At 69.2% G+C, this 22,516-nt stretch carries 23 protein-coding genes; 10 read left to right on the top strand and 13 right to left on the bottom strand.

Translation table 11 applies throughout. From position 1 onward, the window contains the following. Positions 1–2: 2 nt before the first annotated feature. Together aroC and ACWPQI_RS11605 are read right to left on the bottom strand one after the other, a co-directional pair. A complete protein-coding gene (gene aroC / locus ACWPQI_RS11610; RefSeq protein ID WP_003935429.1) occupies positions 3–1,190 on the bottom strand; it encodes a chorismate synthase in 1,188 nt (395 codons plus the stop codon). 47 nt (positions 1,191–1,237) lie between these two features. After that, complete coding sequence (locus tag ACWPQI_RS11605) at positions 1,238–1,843, bottom strand: prepilin peptidase (RefSeq protein ID WP_203010680.1); 606 nt, start codon at positions 1,841–1,843, stop codon at positions 1,238–1,240. 163 nt (positions 1,844–2,006) lie between these two features. Between ACWPQI_RS11605 and ACWPQI_RS11600 the strand changes: the two genes are divergently transcribed. After that, positions 2,007–2,381, top strand: a complete 375-nt coding sequence (locus ACWPQI_RS11600) for a DUF1622 domain-containing protein (RefSeq protein ID WP_010595145.1) — start codon at positions 2,007–2,009, stop codon at positions 2,379–2,381. On the opposite strand, the gene ACWPQI_RS11595 is transcribed toward ACWPQI_RS11600, so the two are convergent. From ACWPQI_RS11595 to ACWPQI_RS11585, 3 genes are read right to left on the bottom strand one after another with little or no spacing between them, the layout of a single operon-like run. Then, positions 2,374–3,597, bottom strand: a complete 1,224-nt coding sequence (locus ACWPQI_RS11595) for an RNA polymerase sigma factor (RefSeq protein ID WP_010595146.1) — start codon at positions 3,595–3,597, stop codon at positions 2,374–2,376. The two genes, ACWPQI_RS11600 and ACWPQI_RS11595, sit on opposite strands and share 8 nt — an antisense overlap. Positions 3,598–3,604: 7 nt before the next feature. After that, on the bottom strand, positions 3,605–3,958 hold the full coding sequence (locus ACWPQI_RS11590; RefSeq protein WP_010595147.1) for a YciI family protein: 354 nt from the start codon (positions 3,956–3,958) through the stop codon (positions 3,605–3,607). Between the two features lie 17 nt (positions 3,959–3,975). Then, positions 3,976–5,055, bottom strand: coding sequence for an AraC family transcriptional regulator (locus ACWPQI_RS11585; RefSeq protein ID WP_048773547.1), 1,080 nt, complete (start codon positions 5,053–5,055; stop codon positions 3,976–3,978). A 268-nt stretch (positions 5,056–5,323) separates the two neighbouring features. On the opposite strand from ACWPQI_RS11585, the gene ACWPQI_RS11580 reads away from it, so the two are divergent. From ACWPQI_RS11580 to ACWPQI_RS11540, 9 genes are all read left to right on the top strand, one after another. After that, positions 5,324–6,298: a quinone oxidoreductase family protein gene (locus ACWPQI_RS11580; RefSeq protein WP_040271321.1), complete on the top strand. Its 975-nt coding sequence runs from the start codon at positions 5,324–5,326 to the stop codon at positions 6,296–6,298. Between the two features lie 47 nt (positions 6,299–6,345). After that, positions 6,346–7,236: a TauD/TfdA dioxygenase family protein gene (locus ACWPQI_RS11575; RefSeq protein WP_040271317.1), complete on the top strand. Its 891-nt coding sequence runs from the start codon at positions 6,346–6,348 to the stop codon at positions 7,234–7,236. A 53-nt stretch (positions 7,237–7,289) separates the two neighbouring features. Then, complete coding sequence (locus ACWPQI_RS11570) at positions 7,290–8,342, top strand: beta-keto acid cleavage family enzyme (protein WP_102030723.1); 1,053 nt, start codon at positions 7,290–7,292, stop codon at positions 8,340–8,342. A 153-nt stretch (positions 8,343–8,495) separates the two neighbouring features. Next, entirely contained in the window at positions 8,496–9,854 is a 1,359-nt protein-coding gene (locus ACWPQI_RS11565) for an MFS transporter (RefSeq protein WP_010595153.1), read from the top strand. A 42-nt stretch (positions 9,855–9,896) separates the two neighbouring features. Further along, positions 9,897–10,484, top strand: coding sequence for an RBBP9/YdeN family alpha/beta hydrolase (locus ACWPQI_RS11560; RefSeq protein WP_010595154.1), 588 nt, complete (start codon positions 9,897–9,899; stop codon positions 10,482–10,484). Positions 10,485–10,555: 71 nt separating this feature from the next. Next, on the top strand, positions 10,556–11,314 hold the full coding sequence (locus ACWPQI_RS11555) for a CoA transferase subunit A (protein ID WP_003935440.1): 759 nt from the start codon (positions 10,556–10,558) through the stop codon (positions 11,312–11,314). Between the two features lie 49 nt (positions 11,315–11,363). Further along, entirely contained in the window at positions 11,364–11,969 is a 606-nt protein-coding gene (locus ACWPQI_RS11550) for a 3-oxoacid CoA-transferase subunit B (protein ID WP_048773580.1), read from the top strand. Between the two features lie 35 nt (positions 11,970–12,004). After that, complete coding sequence (locus ACWPQI_RS11545; protein ID WP_010595155.1) at positions 12,005–13,591, top strand: long-chain-fatty-acid--CoA ligase; 1,587 nt, start codon at positions 12,005–12,007, stop codon at positions 13,589–13,591. Then, positions 13,588–13,962 carry a carboxymuconolactone decarboxylase family protein gene (locus tag ACWPQI_RS11540; protein WP_029540089.1) on the top strand — a complete coding sequence of 125 codons (375 nt, stop codon included), beginning with the start codon at positions 13,588–13,590 and terminating at the stop codon, positions 13,960–13,962. The genes ACWPQI_RS11545 and ACWPQI_RS11540 overlap by 4 nt, the downstream gene beginning before the upstream one ends. Before the next feature lie 62 nt (positions 13,963–14,024). On the opposite strand, the gene ACWPQI_RS11535 is transcribed toward ACWPQI_RS11540, so the two are convergent. The 8 genes from ACWPQI_RS11535 to ACWPQI_RS11500 form a co-directional block, all read right to left on the bottom strand. Beyond that, on the bottom strand, positions 14,025–15,803 hold the full coding sequence (locus ACWPQI_RS11535) for a glycoside hydrolase family 15 protein (RefSeq protein ID WP_474738821.1): 1,779 nt from the start codon (positions 15,801–15,803) through the stop codon (positions 14,025–14,027). An 85-nt stretch (positions 15,804–15,888) separates the two neighbouring features. Next, positions 15,889–16,086 carry a DUF4177 domain-containing protein gene (locus ACWPQI_RS11530; RefSeq protein ID WP_003935445.1) on the bottom strand — a complete coding sequence of 66 codons (198 nt, stop codon included), beginning with the start codon at positions 16,084–16,086 and terminating at the stop codon, positions 15,889–15,891. A gap of 78 nt (positions 16,087–16,164) precedes the next feature. Beyond that, on the bottom strand, positions 16,165–16,986 hold the full coding sequence (locus tag ACWPQI_RS11525; protein ID WP_003935446.1) for a class II glutamine amidotransferase: 822 nt from the start codon (positions 16,984–16,986) through the stop codon (positions 16,165–16,167). A 105-nt stretch (positions 16,987–17,091) separates the two neighbouring features. After that, positions 17,092–17,628, bottom strand: coding sequence for a hypothetical protein (locus ACWPQI_RS11520; protein WP_010595158.1), 537 nt, complete (start codon positions 17,626–17,628; stop codon positions 17,092–17,094). Between the two features lie 106 nt (positions 17,629–17,734). Continuing rightward, positions 17,735–19,471 carry a SulP family inorganic anion transporter gene (locus ACWPQI_RS11515; RefSeq protein ID WP_099527974.1) on the bottom strand — a complete coding sequence of 579 codons (1,737 nt, stop codon included), beginning with the start codon at positions 19,469–19,471 and terminating at the stop codon, positions 17,735–17,737. 191 nt (positions 19,472–19,662) lie between these two features. Continuing rightward, positions 19,663–21,408: an alpha/beta hydrolase gene (locus tag ACWPQI_RS11510; RefSeq protein WP_474738820.1), complete on the bottom strand. Its 1,746-nt coding sequence runs from the start codon at positions 21,406–21,408 to the stop codon at positions 19,663–19,665. A 31-nt stretch (positions 21,409–21,439) separates the two neighbouring features. After that, positions 21,440–21,772 (bottom strand): three-helix bundle dimerization domain-containing protein, encoded by a 333-nt coding sequence (locus ACWPQI_RS11505; protein WP_003935450.1) that lies wholly within the window; start codon positions 21,770–21,772, stop codon positions 21,440–21,442. A gap of 166 nt (positions 21,773–21,938) precedes the next feature. Beyond that, on the bottom strand, positions 21,939–22,355 hold the full coding sequence (locus ACWPQI_RS11500; protein ID WP_003935451.1) for an SHOCT domain-containing protein: 417 nt from the start codon (positions 22,353–22,355) through the stop codon (positions 21,939–21,941). Positions 22,356–22,516 lie beyond the last annotated feature (161 nt).

Below are 22,516 nucleotides of genomic sequence, written 5' to 3'. Positions count from 1 at the left end.
CGTCACCGTGGCACCCGGGCCGCGACGGCCTCGAGGTAGTTGCGGACGTTGGCGCGGGTCTCGTCGATCGAGTCGCCCCCGAACTTCTCGAGCGCGGCCTGCGCCACGACGAGCGCCACCATCGCTTCGGCCACGACACCGGCCGCAGGCACAGCGCACACGTCGGAGCGCTGGTGGATCGCCACGGCCTCCTCGCCGGAGGCCATGTCGACGGTGGCGAGGGCGCGCGGCACCGTCGAGATCGGCTTCATCGCCGCCCGTACCCGCAGCGCCTCGCCGTTGGTCATGCCACCCTCGAGACCGCCGGCCCGGTTGGTCGAGCGGAGCACGCCGTCCGGGCCGGGCCGGATCTCGTCGTGGGCGACGCTGCCGCGCCGGCGTGCGGTCTCGAAGCCGTCGCCGACCTCGACACCCTTGATCGCCTGAATGCCCATGAGGGCCGCGGCGAGCCGGGCGTCGAGCCGGTCCGCCCCGCTGATGAACGAGCCGAGGCCTACGGGCAGGCCGTGCACCACGACCTCGACGACACCGCCCAGGGTGTCACCGTCGCGCTTGGCGGCCTCGATTTCGGCGATCATCGATTCCTCGGCCGCCTTGTCGAAGGCCCGCACGGGGCTGGCGTCGATGGCGGCGAGATCGGCCCCGGTCGGCTCCGCCCCCACGTAGGGGTCGGACGCGCCGATGGAGATCACATGCGAGACGACCTCCGCGCCGAACACCTGCCGCAGGAAGTTGCGGGCCACGGTGCCGGCGGCGACCCGGGCCGCGGTCTCCCGGGCGCTGGCGCGCTCGAGGACGGGACGAGCGTCGTCGAAGCCGTACTTGAGCATCCCCGAGTAGTCGGCGTGGCCGGGTCGCGGGCGGGTGAGCGGTGCGTTGCGGGCCTGTCCGACGAGCAGTTCGGCGTCCACCGGGTCGGCGGACATGATGGTCTCCCACTTGGGCCACTCGGTGTTGCCGATCTCGATGGCCACCGGGCCGCCGAGGGTGTGGCCGTGCCGGACGCCGCCGAGAATGGTGACCTTGTCGGCCTCGAACTTCATGCGCGCGCCGCGGCCGTAGCCGAGGCGCCGCCGCGCGAGCTGCTCCGAGATGTCGCTCGACGTCACCTCGACACCGGCGACCATCCCCTCGAGCATCGCGACGAGGGCGGGACCATGGGACTCTCCAGCAGTTATCCAGCGCAGCACAGGACCATCCTTCCACGTTCGTCGCCACCGGCGGGACGCCGCCCCGGTCAAGCCGCCGCGAGGACCCCGGCGACGGCTGCCGCGCACATCGACGGCCCGTGTGGCAGCACCACACCGCGCGGGCGACGGTGTGCCCGTGCCCAACCCACGGCGGCGACGACGACGCCCACCGCGGCGGTGAGCAGCGGCGGCAGCAGGGCCGCCGTCGTCCACGCTCCCGCGCCGGCGGCGCCCGCGGCTGCCCCCAGCCCGGCCGCGAGCTTCACGTCGCCCGCGCCGAGACTGCGCGGGGCGGCCAGGTGGGCAAGCAGGTACGGTCCCGCCAGCAGGCACGCGCCGACGAACGCCGGGACTGCCTGCCCCGCTGCCGCGGCGACCGTGAGGACGACGCCGGTGCCCGGCACGGTCAGCACGTTCGGCAGCCGCCGCGCCGACAGGTCGGCTGCGCTCAGGCACAGGCACCACCAGGTCAGCGCCGCGACGGTAACCGCCCCCGGCATCGTCGAGGTCCCGAGCACGGCCACGGCACCGCCGCCCGCGCCGGCCACCTCGCACATCCCTCGTAGTGGGAGACGCCGGACGAGGCGGGCGACGAGCCGCCGCATGCCGGCTCCGGCCACGGCACCGAGAACGGCGAACACCACAACGGTCATGGCGTCAGCGTGCCGTCCGGGTGGCACCCGAACGGCGCTCTCGCCGCCCACGGCCGGAATCTGTGGACGAACGGGCCGGGTGTGGACAACCCGGTTGCCGGGACGGATCGAGCCGGACCTGCGACCATGACCGAATCGTCCCGTCCGCATCCCGGAGGTTCGCATGGAGCTGGCCCGCGTTCTCGAGACCGTCGGCGGCGCCGTCGACGTGGTCGGGGTGGCGGTGATCGTCGTCGGGGCGGCGGTGGCGAGCTGGATCGCCCTACGGTCCTGGCGCCGCTCGCCGGGTGCGCCGATCTACGAGCGCTACCGGCGCGATCTGGGACGGTCCATCCTGCTCGGCCTCGAATTCCTGGTGGCCGCGGACATCATCAAGACGGTCGCCGTGACCCCCACCTTCACGTCGGTGGGGGTCCTGGCGATCATCGTCCTGATCCGGACCTTCCTCAGCTGGTCGCTGCAGCTCGAGATCTCCGGCCGGTGGCCGTGGCAGAACGGCAGGAGCGGACCGCAGAGCGAGAAGGAACCGGTCAGCTGAGTTCGGCGCGGCGACGTTGCAGGAAGCCGCGCTCGGCGGCGTTGGTGGCCCGGGCGAGCGCGGCGTCGTATGCCGCGGCGGCCTCCGGGAGACGACCAAGCCGGCGGAGCAGGTCGGCCCGCACCGCGTGCCACAGGTGGTACCGGTCCAGGTCGAGGGCGTCGACCAGGTCCAGACCCGCGGCGGGGCCGTCCACCTCGGCCACCGCGACGGCCCGGTGCAGGGCGGCGACGGGGGTGGGTGCGACGACGAGCAACTGATCGTAGAGTGCGACCACCTGCCGCCAGTCGGTCGTCTCGATCGTGGCGGCGTCGCTGTGGACGGCGGCGATCGCGGCCTGGATCTGGTACGGGCCGGGCCGGCGCAGTTGCAGGCAGCGGCGGACGAGGGACTGTCCCTCGGTGATCAGGTCTCGGTCCCAGAGCGTGCGGTCCTGCGCGGCGAGCGGGATCAGGTCGCCGTCGGCGTTCGTGCGGGCCGGTCGTCGCGCGACGGTGAGCAGCAGCAGCGCGAGCAGGCCCAGCACCTCGGGCTCGTCGGGCAGCAGTTCGGCCAGCAGGCGGGCGAGCCGGACCGCCTCCACGCACAGGTCGTCGCGGACCAGGCGGTCCCCACCGGCCGCGGTGTGCCCCTCGGTGAAGACGAGATAGACGACGGCGAGGACGGAGGCGAGGCGGGCGGGCAGTTCCGCGGGGCCCGGAACGCGGTACGGGATCCGGGCGTCGCGGATCTTGCCCTTGGCGCGCACCAGCCGCTGCGCCATGGTCTTCTCCGGAACGAGGAAGGCGTGGGCGATGTCGGCGGTGCTCAGGCCGCCGAGCAACCGGAGCGTGAGAGCGACGCGGGCGGCGGGCGCCAGCGCGGGATGGCAACACGTGAAGATCAGGCGCAGCCGGTCGTCGGGCACGGCATTCTCCTCGTCGACGGCGCTGGTCCCGACCTCCTGCAGGCGGGCGGCCTCGGCGTGTTTGCCTGCGCGGGCGTTCTCCCGGCGGATGCGGTCGATCGCGCGGCGCCGGGCGGTGGTGACGATCCAGCCGGCCGGGCTCGGCGGCAGTCCGTCGGCGGGCCACCGGGCGACGGCGACGGCGAACGCGTCCTGCACGGACTCCTCGGCAAGGTCGATGTCCCCGAATGCGCGGACGAGCACGGCGACCGCGCGGCCGTGCTCGCTGCGGAACACACGCGCGATCTCCGCGGCCGTCACCGCGGCCACGGCCGACTCACCCGCAGTGCCCGCCCTGCAGCGGCCGCACCTCGATCGGCAGTGTGATCGCGCGGGCGAGTTTGCGGCCCCATTCGAGGGCGGCGTCGAGGTCGGGCGCCTCGACGACGGTGAACCCACCGATGTGTTCCTTGCCCTCGAGGTACGGGCCGTCGGTGGTGAGGATTCCGTCGCCGTCGAGCCGGAGCACGGTGGCCGTGCTCGGCGGGTGCAGTCCACCGGCGAACACCCAGGCGCCGGCGGCGCGCATCTCGGCGTCGACGGCCTCGACGTCGCGCATGATCGGTTCGAGGATCGCCGCCGGTGGCGGGTCGCCGTCCGGCTGGTAGATGCTCAGCAGGTACTGGGTCATGGCACTCCTCCTCACGATCACCGGACCGGCGCCGGTGATCCACCCTCTACACGATCGGCGGGCCGCCGAATCGACATCGCACTCGCCGGCTCGGGGCGTCCCCCCTCCTCCGCGCGCCATCGGCTCGGACTGCACCCGAACCGGTTCCGGAACCAGCGGGAGAAATTGCTGGGCGCGGAGAACGACAGCAGGTCGGAAACCTCGGTGAGCGAGTGTCGTCCGCTGCCGACCATGCGCGTCGCCAGGTCCGCGCGGGTGGCGTCGAGGACGGACGAGAACGTCTCCCCCTCGTCCGCGAGCCGGCGGTGCACGGTGCGGCGGTCGATGCCGAGACTGCGGGCCACCTGGTCGACCGAGCACCGGCCGGTGGGAAGGAGCAACTCGATCAGCTCCCGCACCCGGTCCACCGTGGTCGTCTCGCGTGGACTTCCGACCGAGTCGAGGAACTGCTGCGCGTACGACCGCAGCAGCGGATCCGACATGGCATTGGACGCGTCCAAATCCGCTGTGTAGAGGACGATTCCGTCGAAGTCCCGGCCGAAGTCGACGGCGGTGCCGAACACGCGGTGGTGAGTGTCGAGGCGCCGGGGTGCGGGACGGGCGAACGAGACGGACAGCGGACGCCATTGCGGACCGAGGAAGCCCTGCAGCAGACGATGCATCACTGCTACCGCGAGATCGACGGATTGGTGGAACTCCCCCGGCCGGCCGACGTCCAGGGTGATGCGGATGGTGGCGACACCGTCCTGTTCGGTCAGGCGGGTGTGCAGGGCCTCGTTGTACATGTGCTCGTAGCGCACGAGGATCCGCAGCGCGCTGCGGACGTCCGGCTCCTCTCGGACCACCAGGCTCAACGGGCCCAGATTGGAAAATCGCCGTCGCTCGGCCAGCTCGAGACCGAAGTCGTCGCGATCGGCTGCCGCGGCGGAACGTTCGAGCAGGTCCGCGATCGCCTCGGCCGGCACCCACCGGTCCTGCAGGCTCAAGCCGGCCGGGTCGAGACCGGACGCGCGGAGCAGCGTCGCCGGATCGATCTTCGACGAGTGTGCCACCTCGACATAGCTGTTCAGTGCGGCGTAGCGCGCCAGTGGTTTCACTGCCCTCCCTGTCCCGAAATGAATGACAATCCGTCCCCGTGGGATAAGCATACCGCCTCAAGATCCCCTACTGTTAGTTGCATCACAAGGTACGGCGAAGTGTGACGGAGCGGATCGAGAGTCCGGACCCCCGAGCGGCTCCGCTTCCACCGCCTCGGCCGCACCCCACGGCCGAGAACCGGGATCGCCGCCACCGGCTCACCGAATTCATACACATCCGCCCTCCGCCGGCCAATCGTGGCCTGCGAGTGCGCGTTCAGGAGGAAACATGGCAAAGGCTGTTCGCTTCTACGAGACCGGCGGTCCGGAAGTACTGCAGTGGGAGGCCGTCGAGGTCGGCGAACCGGGCCCCGGCGAGGTCCGCATCCGGCACGAGGCGGTGGGCCTGAACTTCGCCGACACCTACTTCCGCACCGGCCTGTACCCGGCACCGCTGCCCGCCGGGATGGGCGTCGAGGCCGCCGGGGTGGTCGAGGCGGTGGGTCCAGGCGTGACGTCGGTCCGGGAAGGCGACCGGGTGACCTACACCGGCAGCCCGCTCGGGGCCTACAGCACCGAACGGGTGATGCCCGCCGACCACCTGATCGCACTGCCCGACGCCATCGGCTTCGACACGGCCGCGGCGATGACGATGCGCGGCCTGACCACCGCCTACCTGCTGCGGCGCATCTGGCCGCTGGCGGCCGGGGACACGGTGCTGCTGCACGCCGCCGCCGGCGGCGTGGGCCTGATCTTCTGTCAGTGGGCGAAGCTGCTGGGCATCCGGGTGATCGGCACGGTCTCGAGCGAGCGCAAGGCGCAGGTCGCCCGAGCACACGGCTGCGACGAGGTCGTCATCTACACCGAGGAGGACGTGGCGCAACGGGTGCGGGAACTGACCGACGGCAAGGGCGTTCCCGTGGTGTTCGACAGCATCGGCGCCACCACTTTCGAGACCTCACTGAACTCGCTGGCCCGCCGCGGCCTGCTGGTGTGCTTCGGCACCGCCTCGGGGCCGATTCCGCCGATCGACGCCATGCAGCTGGCGATCAAGGGGTCGGTGTACGTCACCCGTCCGGCGCTGGCGGACTACATCGCCGACCCTGCCGAGCGGGCCGCCCTCGCCGCGGAGCTGTTCTCGCACGTCGCGACCGGAGAAATCGCGATCGAGATCAACCAGCGCTACGCACTCGAGGACGCGGTGCAGGCGCATCGCGATCTCGAGGCCGGCCGCAGCATCGGCTCGTCGGTCTTCGCCCTCTGACCCCGTCCGGGCCGTACCCGGAGTCCGCCCACTTCCGAAGGACATCCATGACCACCGCCACCCGACCGCCGAGTCCGGTCTCCACGGCCTTCCGGGTCGAACCACTGACCTGCACGATCGGTGCCGAACTGTTCGACGTGGACCTCGGCGAGGTCTCGCGCGACGACACGCTGTTCGCCGAGCTGCGGGCCCTGCTGCTCGAGCACAAGGTGCTGTTCTTCCGCGACCAGGACATCACCCGTGCCGAGCACGTCGCCCTGGCCGAGCGGTTCGGCCCGCTCGAGGATCACCCGGTGGTCGGCAGCGACCCCGACCATCCCGGGCTGGTGCGGATCTACAAGGACCTCGACAGCCCGCCCGAGCACTACGAGAACGCCTACCACTGCGACGCCACCTGGCGCGACAACCCCCCGATGGGATGCGTGCTGCGCTGTGTGCAGACCCCGCCGGTGGGCGGGGACACCATCTGGGTGAACATGGCCGAGGCCTACCGGCGGCTGCCCGGCTCGGTCAAGGAGCAGATCGCCGGCCTGCGGGCCCGGCACAGCATCGAGGCGAGCTTCGGCGCCCAGCTGCCGCTCGAACAGCGCCATGCGCTGCACGCCCGCTACCCGGATGCGGAACATCCGGTGGTGCGTACCCACCCCGAGACCGGCGAGAAGATCCTGTTCGTCAACTCCTTCACCACCCACCTGGTCAACTACCACACCGCCGAGAACGTCCGCTTCGGCATCGACTACGCCCCGGGCGCCGGCAACCTGCTGCAGTTCCTGACGAGCCAGGCGTCGATTCCCGAGTACCAGGTGCGCTGGCGCTGGACGGAGAACAGCATCGCCATCTGGGACAACCGCTCCACGCAGCACTACGCGGTGCAGGACTACTGGCCCGCCGTTCGCAAGATGGAACGCGCCGGGATCGTCGGCGACCGGCCCTTCTGAGCTCTTCCCTTCCTTCCCTTCCACCGTCCACATTCCGAAACGGAGACCCGACAATGCACTTCCACGACGACGCCCTGTTCCCCGAGAACCAGGAGAAGCTGGTCATCACCGCCGCGCCCTACGGCCCGGAATGGGAGCTCGACGACTTCCGCGAAGATCTTCCCCTGACCATGGACGAGCACATCCAGCAGGCGGTGGACTGCTACGAGGCGGGCGCCACCGTGCTGCACATCCACGTCCGTGAACTCGACGGCAAGGGCAGCAAGAGGTTGTCGAAGTTCAACGAGCTGCTCGCCGGCCTGCGCGAGGCGGTGCCGGACATGATCCTGCAGGTCGGCGGATCCATCTCCTTTGCTCCCGAAGGTGAAGGCGCCGAGGCGAAGTGGCTCTCGGACGACACCCGGCACATGCTCGCAGAACTCGACCCGGCGCCGGACCAGGTGACCATCGCCATCAACACCAGCCAGATGAACATCATGGAGCTGATGACGGCCGACGACATCGCCGGCACCTCGATGGAGCGCCCGGAACTCGCGGCGACGTACCGGGAGATGACCGTGCCCGCCGGTCCGGAGTGGGTTGCGGAGCATCTGAAGCGACTGCAGGCCAAGGGTATTCAGCCGCACTTCCAGCTCTCGTCCATCCCGCAGCTCGAGACGGTCGAGCGCCTGATCCGGCGCGGGGTCTACACCGGACCGTTGAACCTGACGTGGGTCGGTATCGGCGGCGGCTTCGACGGCCCCAATCCGTACAACATCATGAATTTCGTCCAGCGGGTTCCGGACGGCGCCTGCCTGACCCTCGAGACGCTCATGCGGTCCGTGCTCCCGGTCAACGCGATGGCCATCGCGATGGGCCTGCACACCCGCTGCGGCAACGAGGACACCATCTGGGGCCGCAAGGGCGAGAAGATGACGTCGGTGCAGCAGATCCGGCAGCTGGTCCGCATCGCCGGGGAACTGGGCCGCGAGGTCGCCACCGGCAAGGAGGCCCGCGAGATCTACCGGATCGGCGAGACCTACCGCGACGCCGACGAAACCCTCGCCAAGCTCGGCTATGCCCCCAACCGCCGGCCCGGACAGGTCGGCTTCACCCACCACGGCTGACCCACCGACCCCCGGGGCACGCGACCCGCACCGCGTGCCCCGGGACCCGGCCGGTGACCGAGTCCGTCGAGCCCTCCCTGTCCTCGCCCCTCTCGCGGTGGGCGCTCCCCGATGCGCATCCCCGCCCGCCGCCCCAGCCTTGCAGGAGCACCCATGGGATCGTCCACCTCCTCCCTGGAGAACCACACCGCCACCAGCACCCCCGCCGGTCCGAGGACCCGATCGCGGAAGTACCCGTGGCTCGTGTTCGCTCTCACCTTCGGACTGTTGTTGTCGGACTACATGTCCCGGCAGGTTCTCAGTGCCGTCTTCCCGTTCCTCAAAGCCGAATGGGCCCTGACCGATTCCCAGCTCGCATCGTTGACGAGCATCGTGGCGCTCATGGTCGGACTGCTCACCCTCCCGCTGTCGCTGCTGGCCGATCGGTGGGGCCGGGTCAAGAGCCTGGTGCTCATGGCGGTGCTGTGGTCGGTGGCCACTCTCATGTGTGCGGTGGCCACCAACTTCGAGCAGATGCTCGGCGCGCGATTCCTCGTCGGCGTCGGCGAGGCCGCCTACGGCAGTGTCGGAATCGCGGTGGTACTGAGCGTGTTCGCTCCCCGGGTCCACGCCTCCCTCAGTGGGGCGTTCATGGCCGGCGGCTCGTTCGGCTCGGTCCTCGGTGTCGCCCTCGGCGGCGTCATCGCCGTTCATCTGAGCTGGCGGTGGTCGTTCGCGGCGATGGCGGTCTTCGGGCTCATCCTGGTGGCACTGTTCCGCGCCCTGGTCACCGAGCGCAGGCTCGCCGCGCACGCCGCCGACGACCGGCCCGCTGCCGTCGACGAGCGACCCGCCGGTGCCGCGACCACACCGCCGGACGGATTCCGCGCGCCGGTGTCGAGCCTGTTCACCAACCCCGCCGTGCTGTGCGCCTACGCCGGCGGCGGCCTCCAGATGTTCACCGCCGCGGTCCTGCTGTCGTGGACGCCGAGCTTCTTCAACCGCTACTACGGCCTCGCCCCGGACAAGGCCGGCGTCGCCGCCTCGATCGTCGTCCTGCTCGTCGGCAGCGGCATGGTGGTGTGCGGGATCGTCACCGACCGCGTCGGACGGCACGACATCACCCGCAAGTGGACCACCGCGATCGCCTTCTGCGCCATCTCCCTGGCGTGCCTGGCCCTCGCGTTCCGTCTCGACACGGGCACCGCGCAACTGGTGCTGCTCGGCATCGGTGCGTTCTTCTCCGCCGGATCCTCCGGACCCACCGCGGCCATGGTCGCCAACCTCACGCACTCGTCCGTCCGCGCGTCCGCCATGGGGACGCTGACCGTGGCCAACAATCTGCTCGGCCTCGCCCTCGGGCCCTTCGTCGTGGGCATCCTCGCCGACCGACTCGGCCTGCGGGAAGCGCTGCAGCTGTCCCCGCTGGTCTACGTCCTCGCCATCGGCGCACTGGTAGCAGGCAAACGCCTCTACCCGCTGGGCCTGCGCAAGTTCACCACCCTCGGCACCGGCCCCGGCACGGCTGCCTGAACGACTGTCGTCCCGTTCCCACCCCATCTCCCGGAGTCACCCGTGAACCCCTCCCACTCCCCGACCGTGGTCATCGTCCCCGGCCTGCGCGACCACGTCGCCGATCACTGGCAGACCCTGCTCGCCGAACGTCTTTCCGACGTCCGGACCGTTCCTCCGCTCGAGCGCGACAAGCTCAGCCGCGCTGCCCGCGTCGCCGCACTCGACGACGTCCTGCGTGAGATCGACGGACCCGTGGTGCTCGTCGCCCACAGCGCCGGCGTGATGATCACCGTGCACTGGGCGCAGAACCCGACGCGTCCGATCCAGGGCGCGCTGCTGGCCACGCCGGCAGACCTGGAACTACCCCTGCCCGAGGGCTACCCGACCACCGACGACCTCGACCGGGGCGGATGGAACCCCATCCCCCGCCGCAGGCTGCCGTTTCCGAGCATCGTCGCCGCCAGCCGCACCGATCCGCTCGGTGGCTACCGGCGCATCGCCGGCATGGCCGAAACGTGGGGCAGCCGCCTGGTGGACCTCGGCGACGTCGGGCACCTCAATCCCGCCGCCGGATACGGCTACTGGCCCGACGCCGAGAACCTGCTCCGGCAACTGCTCGACAGCACCGCCCTCCCGGTACACAGCTGAACCCCACCGGCACCGCGACTCCGTCCCCGTCCACACTCCGAGCGCCTCGCTCACGTCCGGAAAACCACGAAATGACCAAGATCTATGAAACGGCCGCCGAGGCGGTCGCCGACGTTCCCTCCGGAGCCTCCCTCGCCGTCGGCGGGTTCGGCCTGTCCGGCATCCCGGACCAGCTGATCGCCGCGATCGCCGCCGGGGACGCGACCGACCTCGAGGTGTTCTCCAACAACTGCGGCGTAGACGGCCGCGGACTGGGAATCCTCCTCGAACGACGACGGATCCGACGAGTGACGGCCTCCTACGTCGGCGAGAACAAGGAGTTCGCCCGGCAGTACCTCTCCGGTGAACTCGAAGTGGAACTGACGCCGCAAGGCACCCTGGCCGAGAAGCTGCGCGCCGGCGGCGCCGGCATCCCAGCCTTCTTCACCCCGGCCGGTGTCGGCACCCCCGTCTCCGACGGTGGCCTGCCGTGGCGCTACCACCCCGACGGCTCGGTGGCAGTCGCGTCCCCACCGAAGGAGATCCGCGAGTTCGGCCGCAAGCAGTACGTGCTCGAAGAGTCCATCACCGCCGACTATGCACTGGTACACGCCCTGCGCGGCGACACCGAGGGCAACCTGGTGTTCAACAAGGCCGCAATGAACTTCAACCCGCTCGCCGCGACGGCCGGACGCATCTGCATCGCCCAGGTCGAACAGCTCGTCGCACCGGGCGAGATCGACCCGGGCCAGGTACACCTGCCGGGCGTCTTCGTCGATCGCATCGTGCACACCGGCGCCCAGGACAAGCAGATCGAAAAGCGCACCGTCTCGACGGGAAAAGGAGCCTGACGTGACCGTAGTAGCAGAACCCAAGATCCTCGGATGGTCGCGGACCGAGATGGCCGCCCGTGCCGCGGCCGAACTCTCGCCCGGCCAATATGTCAACCTCGGTATCGGACTGCCGACACTGATCCCGAACCATCTGCCCGCCGGGGTGAAGGTCACCCTGCACAGTGAGAACGGAATCCTGGGCACCGGCCCCTACCCCACCGAGGAGCAGGTGGACGCGGATCTGATCAACGCGGGCAAGGAGACCGTCACGGTCGAGCCCGGCGCGTCGTTCTTCGATTCGGCGACGAGCTTTTCGATGATCCGCGGCGGTCACATCGACACCGCGGTGCTCGGCGGGATGCAGGTCTCGGCCACCGGTGACCTCGCGAACTGGATGGTGCCCGGCGCGATGGTCAAGGGCATGGGCGGGGCGATGGACCTGGTCCACGGCGCCGCCAAGGTCATCGTGCTCATGGAACACACCGACAAGCACGGCAATCCGAAGATCGTCGAGAAGTGCACGCTGCCCCTCACCGGCCGAGCCGTGGTGCAGCGCATCGTCACCGATCTCGCGGTCGTCGACGTCACCGACCACGGACTGGTCCTGGTCGAGACCGCGCCCGGCGTCACCGACGAGCAGGTCCGCGCCGCCACCGGCGCTCCCCTCGTCTGATCCCCTCGTCCCCTTCCGACAGGACATCGATTCGTATGCTCAATCTCTCCGTGTTGCTGGAGGACTCCGCGCGCCGCTACCCCGACCGGACCGCGCTGGTCCTCGGCGGCGAACGACTCACCTACGCGCAACTCGACGCGCAGGCCAACCGGATCGCCAACCTGCTCGTCGCCGAGGGCGTCGCGCCGGGCGACAAGGTCGCGCTCTCGTGCCCGAACGTCCCCCAGTTTCCCGCCGTCTACTACGGCATCCTCAAGGCCGGCGCGGTGGTCGTGCCCCTGAACGTTCAGCTCAAGCCTCGCGAGATCGCCTATCACCTCGACGATTCCGGTGCCGCCCTCTACCTCTGCTTCGAAGGGACCGCGGAACTTCCCGTCGGCGAATACGGCAGGGCCGGTTTCGACCGGGCCGACCGTTGCCGCACCATGCTGCTGATCACCCGCGATCCGCAGGCCCCGTCCCCGCTCGACGGCGTCGCCACCCTGGCCCACGCCACCGCCGAGCAGCCGGACACGTTCGCCACCGCCGTGCGCGAACCCGTCGACACCGCCGTGATCCTCTACACCAGCGGCACCACCGGCCGGCCCAAGGGCGCCGAACTGACCCACGCCAACATGGTGCTCAACGCCCTGACCGCGAACCGCCTGTTCGACAGCACCCCGCAGCGTCCGGACACCTATCTGCTCACCCTGCCGCTGTTCCACTCCTTCGGCCAGACCGTGACGATGAACGCCGCACTGTCGGTCGGTGCCACCTGCGTGCTCATGCCCCGCTTCGACGCCCCCGCGGCGCTGCAACTGATGGACGAGCACGACATCACCGTGTTCGCCGGGGTGCCGACAATGTACTGGGCGCTGCTCGGTGCGCTCGACGCCGCGAAGGCGGCCGGCGTCGACGTCGAAAAGATCGCGCGGACCATGCGTCGGGCGATCTCCGGCGGCGCGGCGCTGCCGGTGGAGATCCTCACGCAGTTCAAGGACAGGTTCGATGTCCAGATCCTCGAAGGCTACGGACTGTCCGAAACCTCGCCGCTGGCGATGTTCAGCGACCCCGAACGCGCCCCGCGTCCCGGTTCGATCGGCGTACCGGTGTGGGGCATCGAGGCCGCTCTCGTCGACGAACACTGGAATCCCGTCCACGACGGCGTCGGAGAACTCGCCCTGCGCGGCCACAACATCATGACCGGCTACCTCGGACGACCCGAGGCGACCGCCGAGGTGATGCGCGACGGCTGGCTGCGCACCGGCGACCTGGCCCGGCGTGACGAGGACGGGTTCTACTACATCGTCGACCGCGCCAAGGACCTCATCGTCCGCGGCGGCTTCAACGTCTACCCCCGCGAGATCGAAGAGGTCCTCATGACCCACCCGGCCGTCTCCCTCGCCGCCGTCGTCGGCGTCCCCGACGATCGTCACGGCGAGGAAGTCAAGGCGTTCGTCATCCGCGAACCGGGCGCACCGATCACCGAACCCGAGCTGATCGCCTGGTGCAGGGAGCAGATGGCCGGCTACAAGTATCCCCGTCACATCGAGTTCGCCACCGTATTGCCCATGACCGCCACCGGAAAGATCCTCAAACGCGAACTGGTTCCAGCCGTCGCAGGTCAGGGCAGTGGCCGATGACAACCCACGAAGCAGCTTCGTCCATCGTCGACCGCCTCAAGCGCGAGGGCAGTTGGAATCCGATGTGGGACGGACTCGACGAACTCGATCCCGGATGGACCGAGCACTACCTGACTGCGACGATGCAACCCTACGAAAGCGGTGTGCTCCCGCCGCAGGTCGTCCAGTTGCTGTGCATTGCGGTCGATGCCTCCTGCACCCACATGTACGGCCCCGGACTGCAGCGGCACATCCGGGCCGCACTCGATCTGGGCGTCACCGCACACGAAATTCTCGAAGTCCTCAAACTCGCCACGACCGTCGGCATCCACTCGCTCAACCTCGGCGTGCCGATCCTGCTGGAGGAACTGTCCGCGCGAGACTCGTCCTGACCTCCACCGGCCGTGCCGAGGCACCGAGGCCGGCAGTCCTGACATCTCGTGCCGCGTACCGGTCACCTCTCGTCGGCTGCGCCCTCTGCCGCGGCGATCGCGTAGGCCGCACCGATCAGGGTCAGGTGGCTGAACGCCTGCGGGAAGTTGCCGACCTGGCGACGACGTCCGACGTCGTACTCCTCCGCCAGCAACCCGAGATCGTTGCTCAAGGCGGCGAGCCGCTCGAACAACGTCCGAGCCTGCTCGACACGGCCGTTGCGGGCGAGCGCAGCGACCAGCCAGAACGAGCACGCCAGGAACTGGCCTTCGTCGCCGGGCAGACCGTCGTCCGTCCGGGAGGTCGAGTACCTCGAGACGAACCCGTCGCGCCCGAGTTCGCGGGTGACCGCGTCGATCGTGCCAGTCACCCGCTCGTCGGTGCCCGGCAGGAAGCCGACGAGCGGAATCGTCAGCACGCTGGCGTCGAGTTCCTCCGATCCGTAGTACTGGGTGAAGGTGTTGCGCTGCGCATCGTAGCCGCGCTCGCACACCTCGTCGTGGATCTCGTCCCGTAGCCGCCTCCACCGTTCGACCGGACCGTCCAGGTCGTAACGTTCGACCAGGCGGACCGCCCGGTCGAACACCACCCATGCCATCACCTTCGACTGGGTGAAGTGCCGCCGCGGCCCGCGGGTCTCCCAGATTCCGTCGTCGGGTTCACCCCAGATCGACTCGACGTATTCGATCAGAGTGCGCCAGCGCGGCCACAGGTGCGGTTCGACCCGCCCCACGGCCTCGGTGCTGAGGAAGGCGACGCCGATCAGTTCGCCGTAGACGTCGAGCTGGAACTGTTCCGAGGCGGCGTTGCCGACCCGTACCGGGGCGGATCCCTCGTATCCCGGCATGTCGGGCAGCTCGAACTCCGTCAAGCGCCGCTCACCGCCGATGCTGTACATGATCTGGATCTTCGCGGGGTCTCCCGTGCCGACCCGCTGGAGGAAACTGCGGAACGAGAACGCCTCCTCGGTGTATCCGCCGGCGAGAAGGGATTCCAGGGCCAGCACAGAGTCACGGATCCAGCAGAACCGGTAGTCCCAGTTGCGCACTCCCCCGATGTCCTCGGGCAGGGACGTCGTCGGCGCTGCGATCAGCGCGCCGGTCACCTCGTAGGTCATGGCCTTGAGCACGATGAGGGAGGTGAGTACCTCGTCCCGGTACGGTCCGGCGTACTCGAGCCGGCTGCTCCACTCGTGCCACCACGCCTGCGTGCGGGCCAGCGCCGAGTCCGCGTCCTCGACCGACGGCGGGGGACCGAAGGAGTAGTGCCAGCACAGCGTGAAGCGCTCGCGTCGCCCCTCGGCGACGGTGAAGTCCGCCGTCGCATCACCATCCGATATCCCCAGCGGCACCGGAGTATTCAGCCGGAACGAGTCGGGTCCCGCGGTGGCGAGTACACCGTCGGCAGCGGGCTCGACCCAAGGCGTGATCGTGCCGTAGTCCGGTCGGAGCGACAGACGCATCCGCATCGACACCCTGCCGCGCAACCCCTCGACGATGCGCATGAGCCGCGGAGGTCCGTCGCCGCGGCGCGGCATGAAGTCGATCACGCGGACCGCACCGTCCGCGGTCTCGAAGTCGGTCTCCAGGATGAGCGTTCCGGGGCGGTACCGCCGCGTGACCCCCGTGATCTCGGCTGCCGGGCGCAGACTCCAGTGCCCGTGCCGATCGTCACCGACCAGCGCGGCGAAGCACGACGGCGAATCGAACCGAGGCAGGCACAACCAGTCGATGTTGCCGGCGCGGCCGACGAGCGCGGCACTCTGCAGATCTCCGATCAGACCGTAGTCTTCGATACGCATCGCATACTCCCGCTGGTCGGTCGTGTACCGCCGGTGATGCACACACGTGCGGTTCCGGTGACGCGCCGGGCGCCGCCGGCGTGTCTCAGTCTTCGCGCTCGAACGTCACGAGCATTCCCTCGACGCCGCCTGGACCGAGCCGGCCCTTGATGTCCGCCGACGTGATCGCCTTCAAGCGCCACCCCTGTCGGGCCTGTTCGTTGAGGAGCCGCTCGAGCTTGTCACCCGACATCTTGCCGCCGAGCATCTTCTCGCGAACTTCGATCACCTTGTACGTGTACACGCCGCCTCCTCCTGATTGCCGGATGTGTCCGCCGGGCCGGGTGCCCAGCACGACTCGCGACATTCCTTCCGGTGAATGTCAGACCGGCTCGAGCGGCCGGAACGGGAGGATCTCGTCCGCCCCGGGCCGGACGATTCCGACGGACGCCTCGGGCACCTCGTTCCAGGCACCCGGCAGGTCGCGCAGTGGTTCGGAGACCACGAAGCGGGTCTCGGGGCCGAGGCGATGCAGCACCTCCACCTCCGGATGCAGCGCCCGGACCTTGTCGACCGCCGTGGAAAAGAACAGCGAGCGGCTGCGGCCCACGCTCGAGTACCGGAAGACCCACAGGGATTCGCCGTCGGTGGTGGCCACGGTCATCTGCACCGGGTCGTCGACGCCCTTGGCGCGAGCGACATGTTCGACGGTCCCGACGGCCCTGGAGACCGCGGTGATCGGATCGTCCGACAAGCCGAAGGTCAGGGCGAGGAAGAACAGTACCTCCGAATCCGTCGACCCCTCGATGTCCGGATACAGTTCCGGATCGACCGCCAGCACCAGATCGCGTTTGATGCGCCGGAATTCGCTCAGCACCCCGTTGTGCATCCACAGCCAACGGCCGTGACGGAACGGATGACAGTTGCTGCGCTGAACCGGTGTGCCCGTCGAGGCGCGGATGTGCGCGAGGAGCAGCGGCGTGCGCACATGGGCGGCGAGTTCCCGGAGATTGCGGTCGTTCCACGCCGGATCGACCCCTTTGAACACGGCCGGCTCGTCCTCCTCGCCGTACCACCCGATCCCGAATCCGTCACCGTTGGTGGTGGTCGCCCCGAGCCGCGAGTGCAGGCTCTGGTCGATCAGGGAATGCTCGGGCTTGAACAGCAAGTCCTCCACGAGGATCGGATCGCCCGAGTAGGCCATCCATCTGCACACCACCTCATTGCATCACACCGGCGCCATCCCCGGCTCGAGAATGCCGAGGTTGCCGCCGGAACCGAGCGGTCCGGTACCCCCTCGTGACAAGGGTCAGTGAGTGAGCACGATCTTCACGATCACGACGACGGTCGCGATCGCGGTCAAGAGCGCAGCAGCAACCACCGACGCACGGGTGGGACGTTCGCCCTTCAACCGGCCGATGACCCACACGATTCCTCCGATGCGGACCAGCACCGCGACTTCGGCCACGATCTGGGCGGTCCTCGGCTCGAGCCATCCCAGCAGCGCGGTCCCGAGGACTGCACACGGCAGCACAGCGGAACTGAGAATCGGTACGGAGTTGCGCAGCTCGCGGATCTTGTCCGCTCGAGTCACCGTGATTCCTTCTCGGACACTCTGACCCACGCCTTCGGCGAAGGCATGGGCAAGGAAGGTGGACAGGGCCGTGCCGAGGACGACGAGAATCCCGACGCGCTCACTCGAAGTGGCGATCGGCACCAGCGCCGCAAGGACGAGGACATTGCCGTAGACGTAGGCGCTGATCCGACTCGCCGCGTTCTCGCGGTCCAACGGTCGACGGCGCGAGAACAACGGGCCGTGAAGCAGCGCGTGCGTATCGGTTCCCATCGGATCCCACCTTTCTCCTCAACCGGATCGAGCCGTGGCTCGCAGGTCACATCGTGGGACCGTCGTACAGCGACGTGCCGTTCGGTCGAGCGGACCGCTCCGGGTGTCACGATTCCGCGCCGTCGTCGTCTCCCGGTCGGATCGGGTCGTGCAGCCGATCGCGGGACTCGAAGGCGTCCACGGCAGCCTCGAGCGTGGGATGGAAGCGGGACGGATCGAAGCGGTCGCCCACACCGAACCGCACCAGCCGATCCTTGATCGGGCCCTTCATCTCCGCGAACACCAGCCTGATGCCGCAACTCTCCAGGTAGCGGTCGAGGTCGACGAGTTCGTCGACCGCGGTGGTGTCCAATCCGATGATGGGTTCGGCGGCGAGCACGACCCATTCGACCGGACGGGGAGAATCGGTCACCAGCGAGCGAACGTAGCGATCGAACATCTCCCCGTTGGCGAAGAACAGCGGTGCGTCGAATCGGACGATGACCAATCCCGGGATGCGCCGGCCCTCGGGATGACGGGCGAGGTCGTGGAAGCCCTCCCGATCGGGCACGGCCACCAATTCGGCCCGGTACGGCTGCCACACCCGCACCACCACCGCGAGGAACGACAGTCCGATCGCGACCAGGATGCCCTGCAGGACTCCCACCAGTGCGACGCCGACGAATGCCGCGGCCGCGAGCAACGCCTCCGTCCGGCTCATACGCCACATCTGCACCAGCCCGCGGACGTCGACCAGCGCCGTCGCCGCGACGATCACCACCGCTCCGAGGGTCGCCTGGGGCAGGTACGCGGTCACTCCCGGTGCCAGGAGGACGAACAACAGCACCGCCACGGCGCCGACCACGCCGGCAAGCTGGGTACGCGCCCCGCTCTGCTCTGCCACAGGCGTGCGCGATCCGCTGGCAGAGATGGGAAACCCCCCGAACATGCCACTGGCCACGTTGGCGACCCCGATCGCCTTCATCTCCGTGTTCCCGTCGACGCTTTCCCCCCGCCGGGCAGCGAAGGTGCGGGAGAGCACACCGGAGTCGGCGAATGCGATCAGCGCGATGCCCGCGGCCGGTCCCACCAGAGACGCGACGTCACCCCAGTCGACCCCGCCGAACGAGGGACGCGGCAGGCCCTCGGGCAGTGCGCCGACCATGTCGATGTCGTCGCTCAGATCCGCCACCGCGGCCACGATCACGGCTCCCACGACCGCGACGAGCACCCCCGGGACCCTCGAATGCAGCACCTTGAAACCCACGATGACCAGCAGCGATGCGACTCCGACCCAGGCAGCTGTCGGATCCACCTGCCCGTCCCCCACCGCGCGGGCGATCGCGCCGATCTCACCGAGCAACCCGGACGCGTCCACCGAGAAGCCCAGCAGCTTCGGCAACTGCCCGACGATGACGACGAGCGCGATGGCGTTGAGGTATCCCAGCCGCAACGGCTTGGACAGCAGCTCGGTGACGAAGCCGAGGTTCAGGAATCCGCCCGCGATCATGATGGCACCCACGAGCACGGCGAGGACGCCGGCCAATGCGAGGGCGCTCTCGGGGTCGTCGGTCACGGCCAGCGGCACCACCGCCGCCGCGATCAACGGCGCCAGCGACGAATCGGGGCCGAGGACGAGGATCTTGGACGGCCCCACGATCGCGTAGGCGAGCAGCGGAACGATCGTCGCGTAAAGCCCCGCGTACGCGGGCAGTCCCGCCGCCTCGGCGTATCCCATGCCGGCGGGGATCAACAGGGCAGTGAGAACGAGACCCGCGACGAGATCCGAGCGCAGCCAGTCCCGACGGTAGCCGCGTACCGTCTCGACTCCGGGCAGTCGAGCGAGAGCTCGCCTCCGAGACATTCCGCAAGTATGGCACCGCCCACAGGGCGCTCACCGCACTTCGGGCAGTCCGCATACCTGCTGCCGCGCGAACGAATTTCGTGGCACGGCCTCGCCGGCATCCGACGGGACGCGGCCGCTCGTGCCGCGCTGCGTCGACCGGATCCCGAACGCCGTGCGCGGGAGGACGGCGATCCGCATCGACCGGTGCCCTACTCCCCCGCGTCGATGATGTCCCGGAGGGTGGCGAGTTGCTCGGTGGTGATCCCCACCGGTTGCACGACCGTGTTCAAGCCGTCGACGTACTCGCCGGTGTATTTGTGGCCGTGGCCGCCGGGCACTCCGGTGGAGAACGGCAGATCGGCGGTGACCTGCCAGAACGTGACGAACGGAATCCAGACCATGTCCTCGAGCACGTCCCGGCCGGGTGCCTCCCCGATCCAGTCCGGTTCGCGGAGAATCAGATTCGGGCCCCACCACACGATGGGATCGGACGGATGCATCAGGTACAGCACCCGGCTGCCGTCCCACGGACGATCCGCGGGAGGAATGCCGCCCTGCGGATCGTTGGTGAACCGCACGGTGCGCCCGTCCTTGTAGACCGGTTCGACCTCCGGACTGCCGGGTTCACGCCGGTCGCTGAATTCCCGGAACAGCGTGTTGAAGTTGGGGGGCCCGGCGAACACGGTTCCCGAGGTGCGGTTACGCAGATCGTATTCGCCGCTGAAGGCGGTCTCGCCGCCGAACGAGCCGAGACTCTCTCCGGCGACGAACAGTCGGGGACGGGCGTCCTGGGGCAGCTTCGACCACACGTCGTACACCGCGTCGAACAGATCGCGACCGGCCTGCCGAGCCTTCGATTGGTCCACCAGATAGGAGATCCACGACGGCAGGTACGAATACTGGACCGTCACGGTCGCCGCGTCGCCCCCGGTGAGGTACTCGAACGAATCCACCAGCGCCGGGTCCACCCACCCGCTCCCCGTGGTCGTGACCACGAGCAGATTCGCCCGCTCGAAGCCTCCGGCACGCTCCAGATCCTGGACCGCCGCCGCTGCCCGAGCCTCGGAGTCGTCCGCCGACGCCAGACCGGCATACGTCCGAATCGGCTCCACAGCCGGGCGGCCGACGAACTGTGCGATCTCCTCGGTGGTGGGGCCCGAGCCGATGAAGGTGCGCCCCTGGTACCCCAACGAGTCCCACGGCACCACCGAACCCGGTCCACCCGATCGCAGGCTCGTCTCGGGTTGCTGCACGCCCTCGGGAGTCGTGGTGTCGCGCAGAGAGAATGCGGAGTTGGCGACGTTGACGAGGCCACCGAGCAGCACACCCGAGACGACCGCGTAGACCAGCCAGGCGACCGCGATCCACCCGAGCACCCTCGCCGCGCGATGCCCGATCCATCTGTCGAGCAGAGTGGTCAGCCACCGGTACGCGCCCCGCACGCCACGTCCGATCGCGAGCAGGAGACCGAAGACGAGCACTGCCACGAACGGCGAGAGGACGACGAGCGCGACGTTGTACTCGGTGACTCCCATCAACGTGCGGATCTGGTGCTGCCAGTATTGTCCGGCGGCGAAGGAGCCGACGAACAGCACCGTCGCCGCGGCGAGGAAGACGTACCAGGAGCCGCGCCGCGGGCGCCGGGGACCGCGATCGGCGAAGGCGCGCCACACGTACGCCGCGAATACTCCCAGCCCGTAGCCGATCGCGGCGGTGATGCCGCAGATCACGCCCTGGAGCAGGCCTCCTCGAGGCAGCAGCGACGGCGTGAACGACAGGCACGCGAAGAGCAGTGCGCCCCAGCACCCCGGAAGGGTGACGAACAGCAACCTCCGGCGGCGCCCGGTCTCGCGATCCGTGTCGTCCGCACTCGGCGCGTCCTGGGGCTCGGTGCCGGCAGCACGGACTCCGCTGTTCTGCTTCCCGGGCGTGCTCGCCGCCGGTTCGTCCTCCACCCTGGGTCCGTGCGCTGTCATCGCCGTCCGCCTACGCGAGTTCGATCCGAGACGACGCTGTGCCCTCATCGATCTCGCGGCGGGCTGCCTTCTCGATCAACAGGGACAGGAAGTCCCGGACCTTCGCGTCGGCGAACCGCTTCTCGACGGTCCGCACCACGACCTCGATGTCGCCGCGCGACATCGACGGAAAGCGCACGGCGAGGCGAGTGACGATCAGCTCGAGCTGCACGGCTTCGTCCCCGCCCGGTGGGGGCACGTCCCGGGTGCGGACCCGCCTCAGGTCGCTGGTGGCCGGCTGCGGAGCCGACCGCGCCGACGCGGGACGGACATCGCTCCTCGGGTCGAGGGCACTGTAGACCATGTCGCACTCCTTCCGCGTGCACCGGCCGACTCCGCCGGATCCGTCCCCGAGAGTTGGAATCTACTTCTGCCGCAACGGACCCGATCACGAATTCGACTGCCGGCCACCTGCCCTCACCGACATGATGAAAGGACGATCGCACCGGACTTCCGGTCCCGCTCGCGACTCAGCCGACGGGGACGCCGTCACGACCAGCGGTACCCCGTCCCAGCGCCTGAGCTTTGAGGTGCTCGAACTCGGCGGCCGTGATCGCACCCGAGTCGAGTAGCGCCTTGGCGTCGGCGATCTGCTCGGCCGGGGACTTGCCGGCCGCGACGTTCCGGATGTACTCGTCGGTGGCCTGCTTGGCTTCCGCCTGTGCCTGCTGCGCCCGTAGCGCCATCCCCCGGCCTCGGACGATCAGGTAGACCAGTGCGCTGATGTACGGGAAGAGCACCAGCACGACCACCCACACCGCCTTGGCGAAGCCGGATACGGTGTGATCGCGGAACAGGTCGACGAGAATCTGGAACAGCACGATCAGATACGCCACGAAGGCGAATACGACGACCGTGTACCACACGTAATCCCAGAAGGAATCCATCAGGTCAGCCTCCTCGACCGGACCGGCAAGGTGATTTCCCGAAGCCGGCCGGAATGAAATTCTCGGATCCTGCTACGGCGATCCCGGCGCGCTACGGTACCGCCGTCGTCCGCGACTCGACCGAGTTCAGCGGACCCCGACGGAGGAACCGTCCCCCGGGT

Source organism: Rhodococcus sp. LMD (assembly GCF_056108245.1).
The sequence above is the reverse complement of the archived record's forward strand: the minus strand, read 5'-3'. Positions and strand labels throughout refer to the sequence as shown.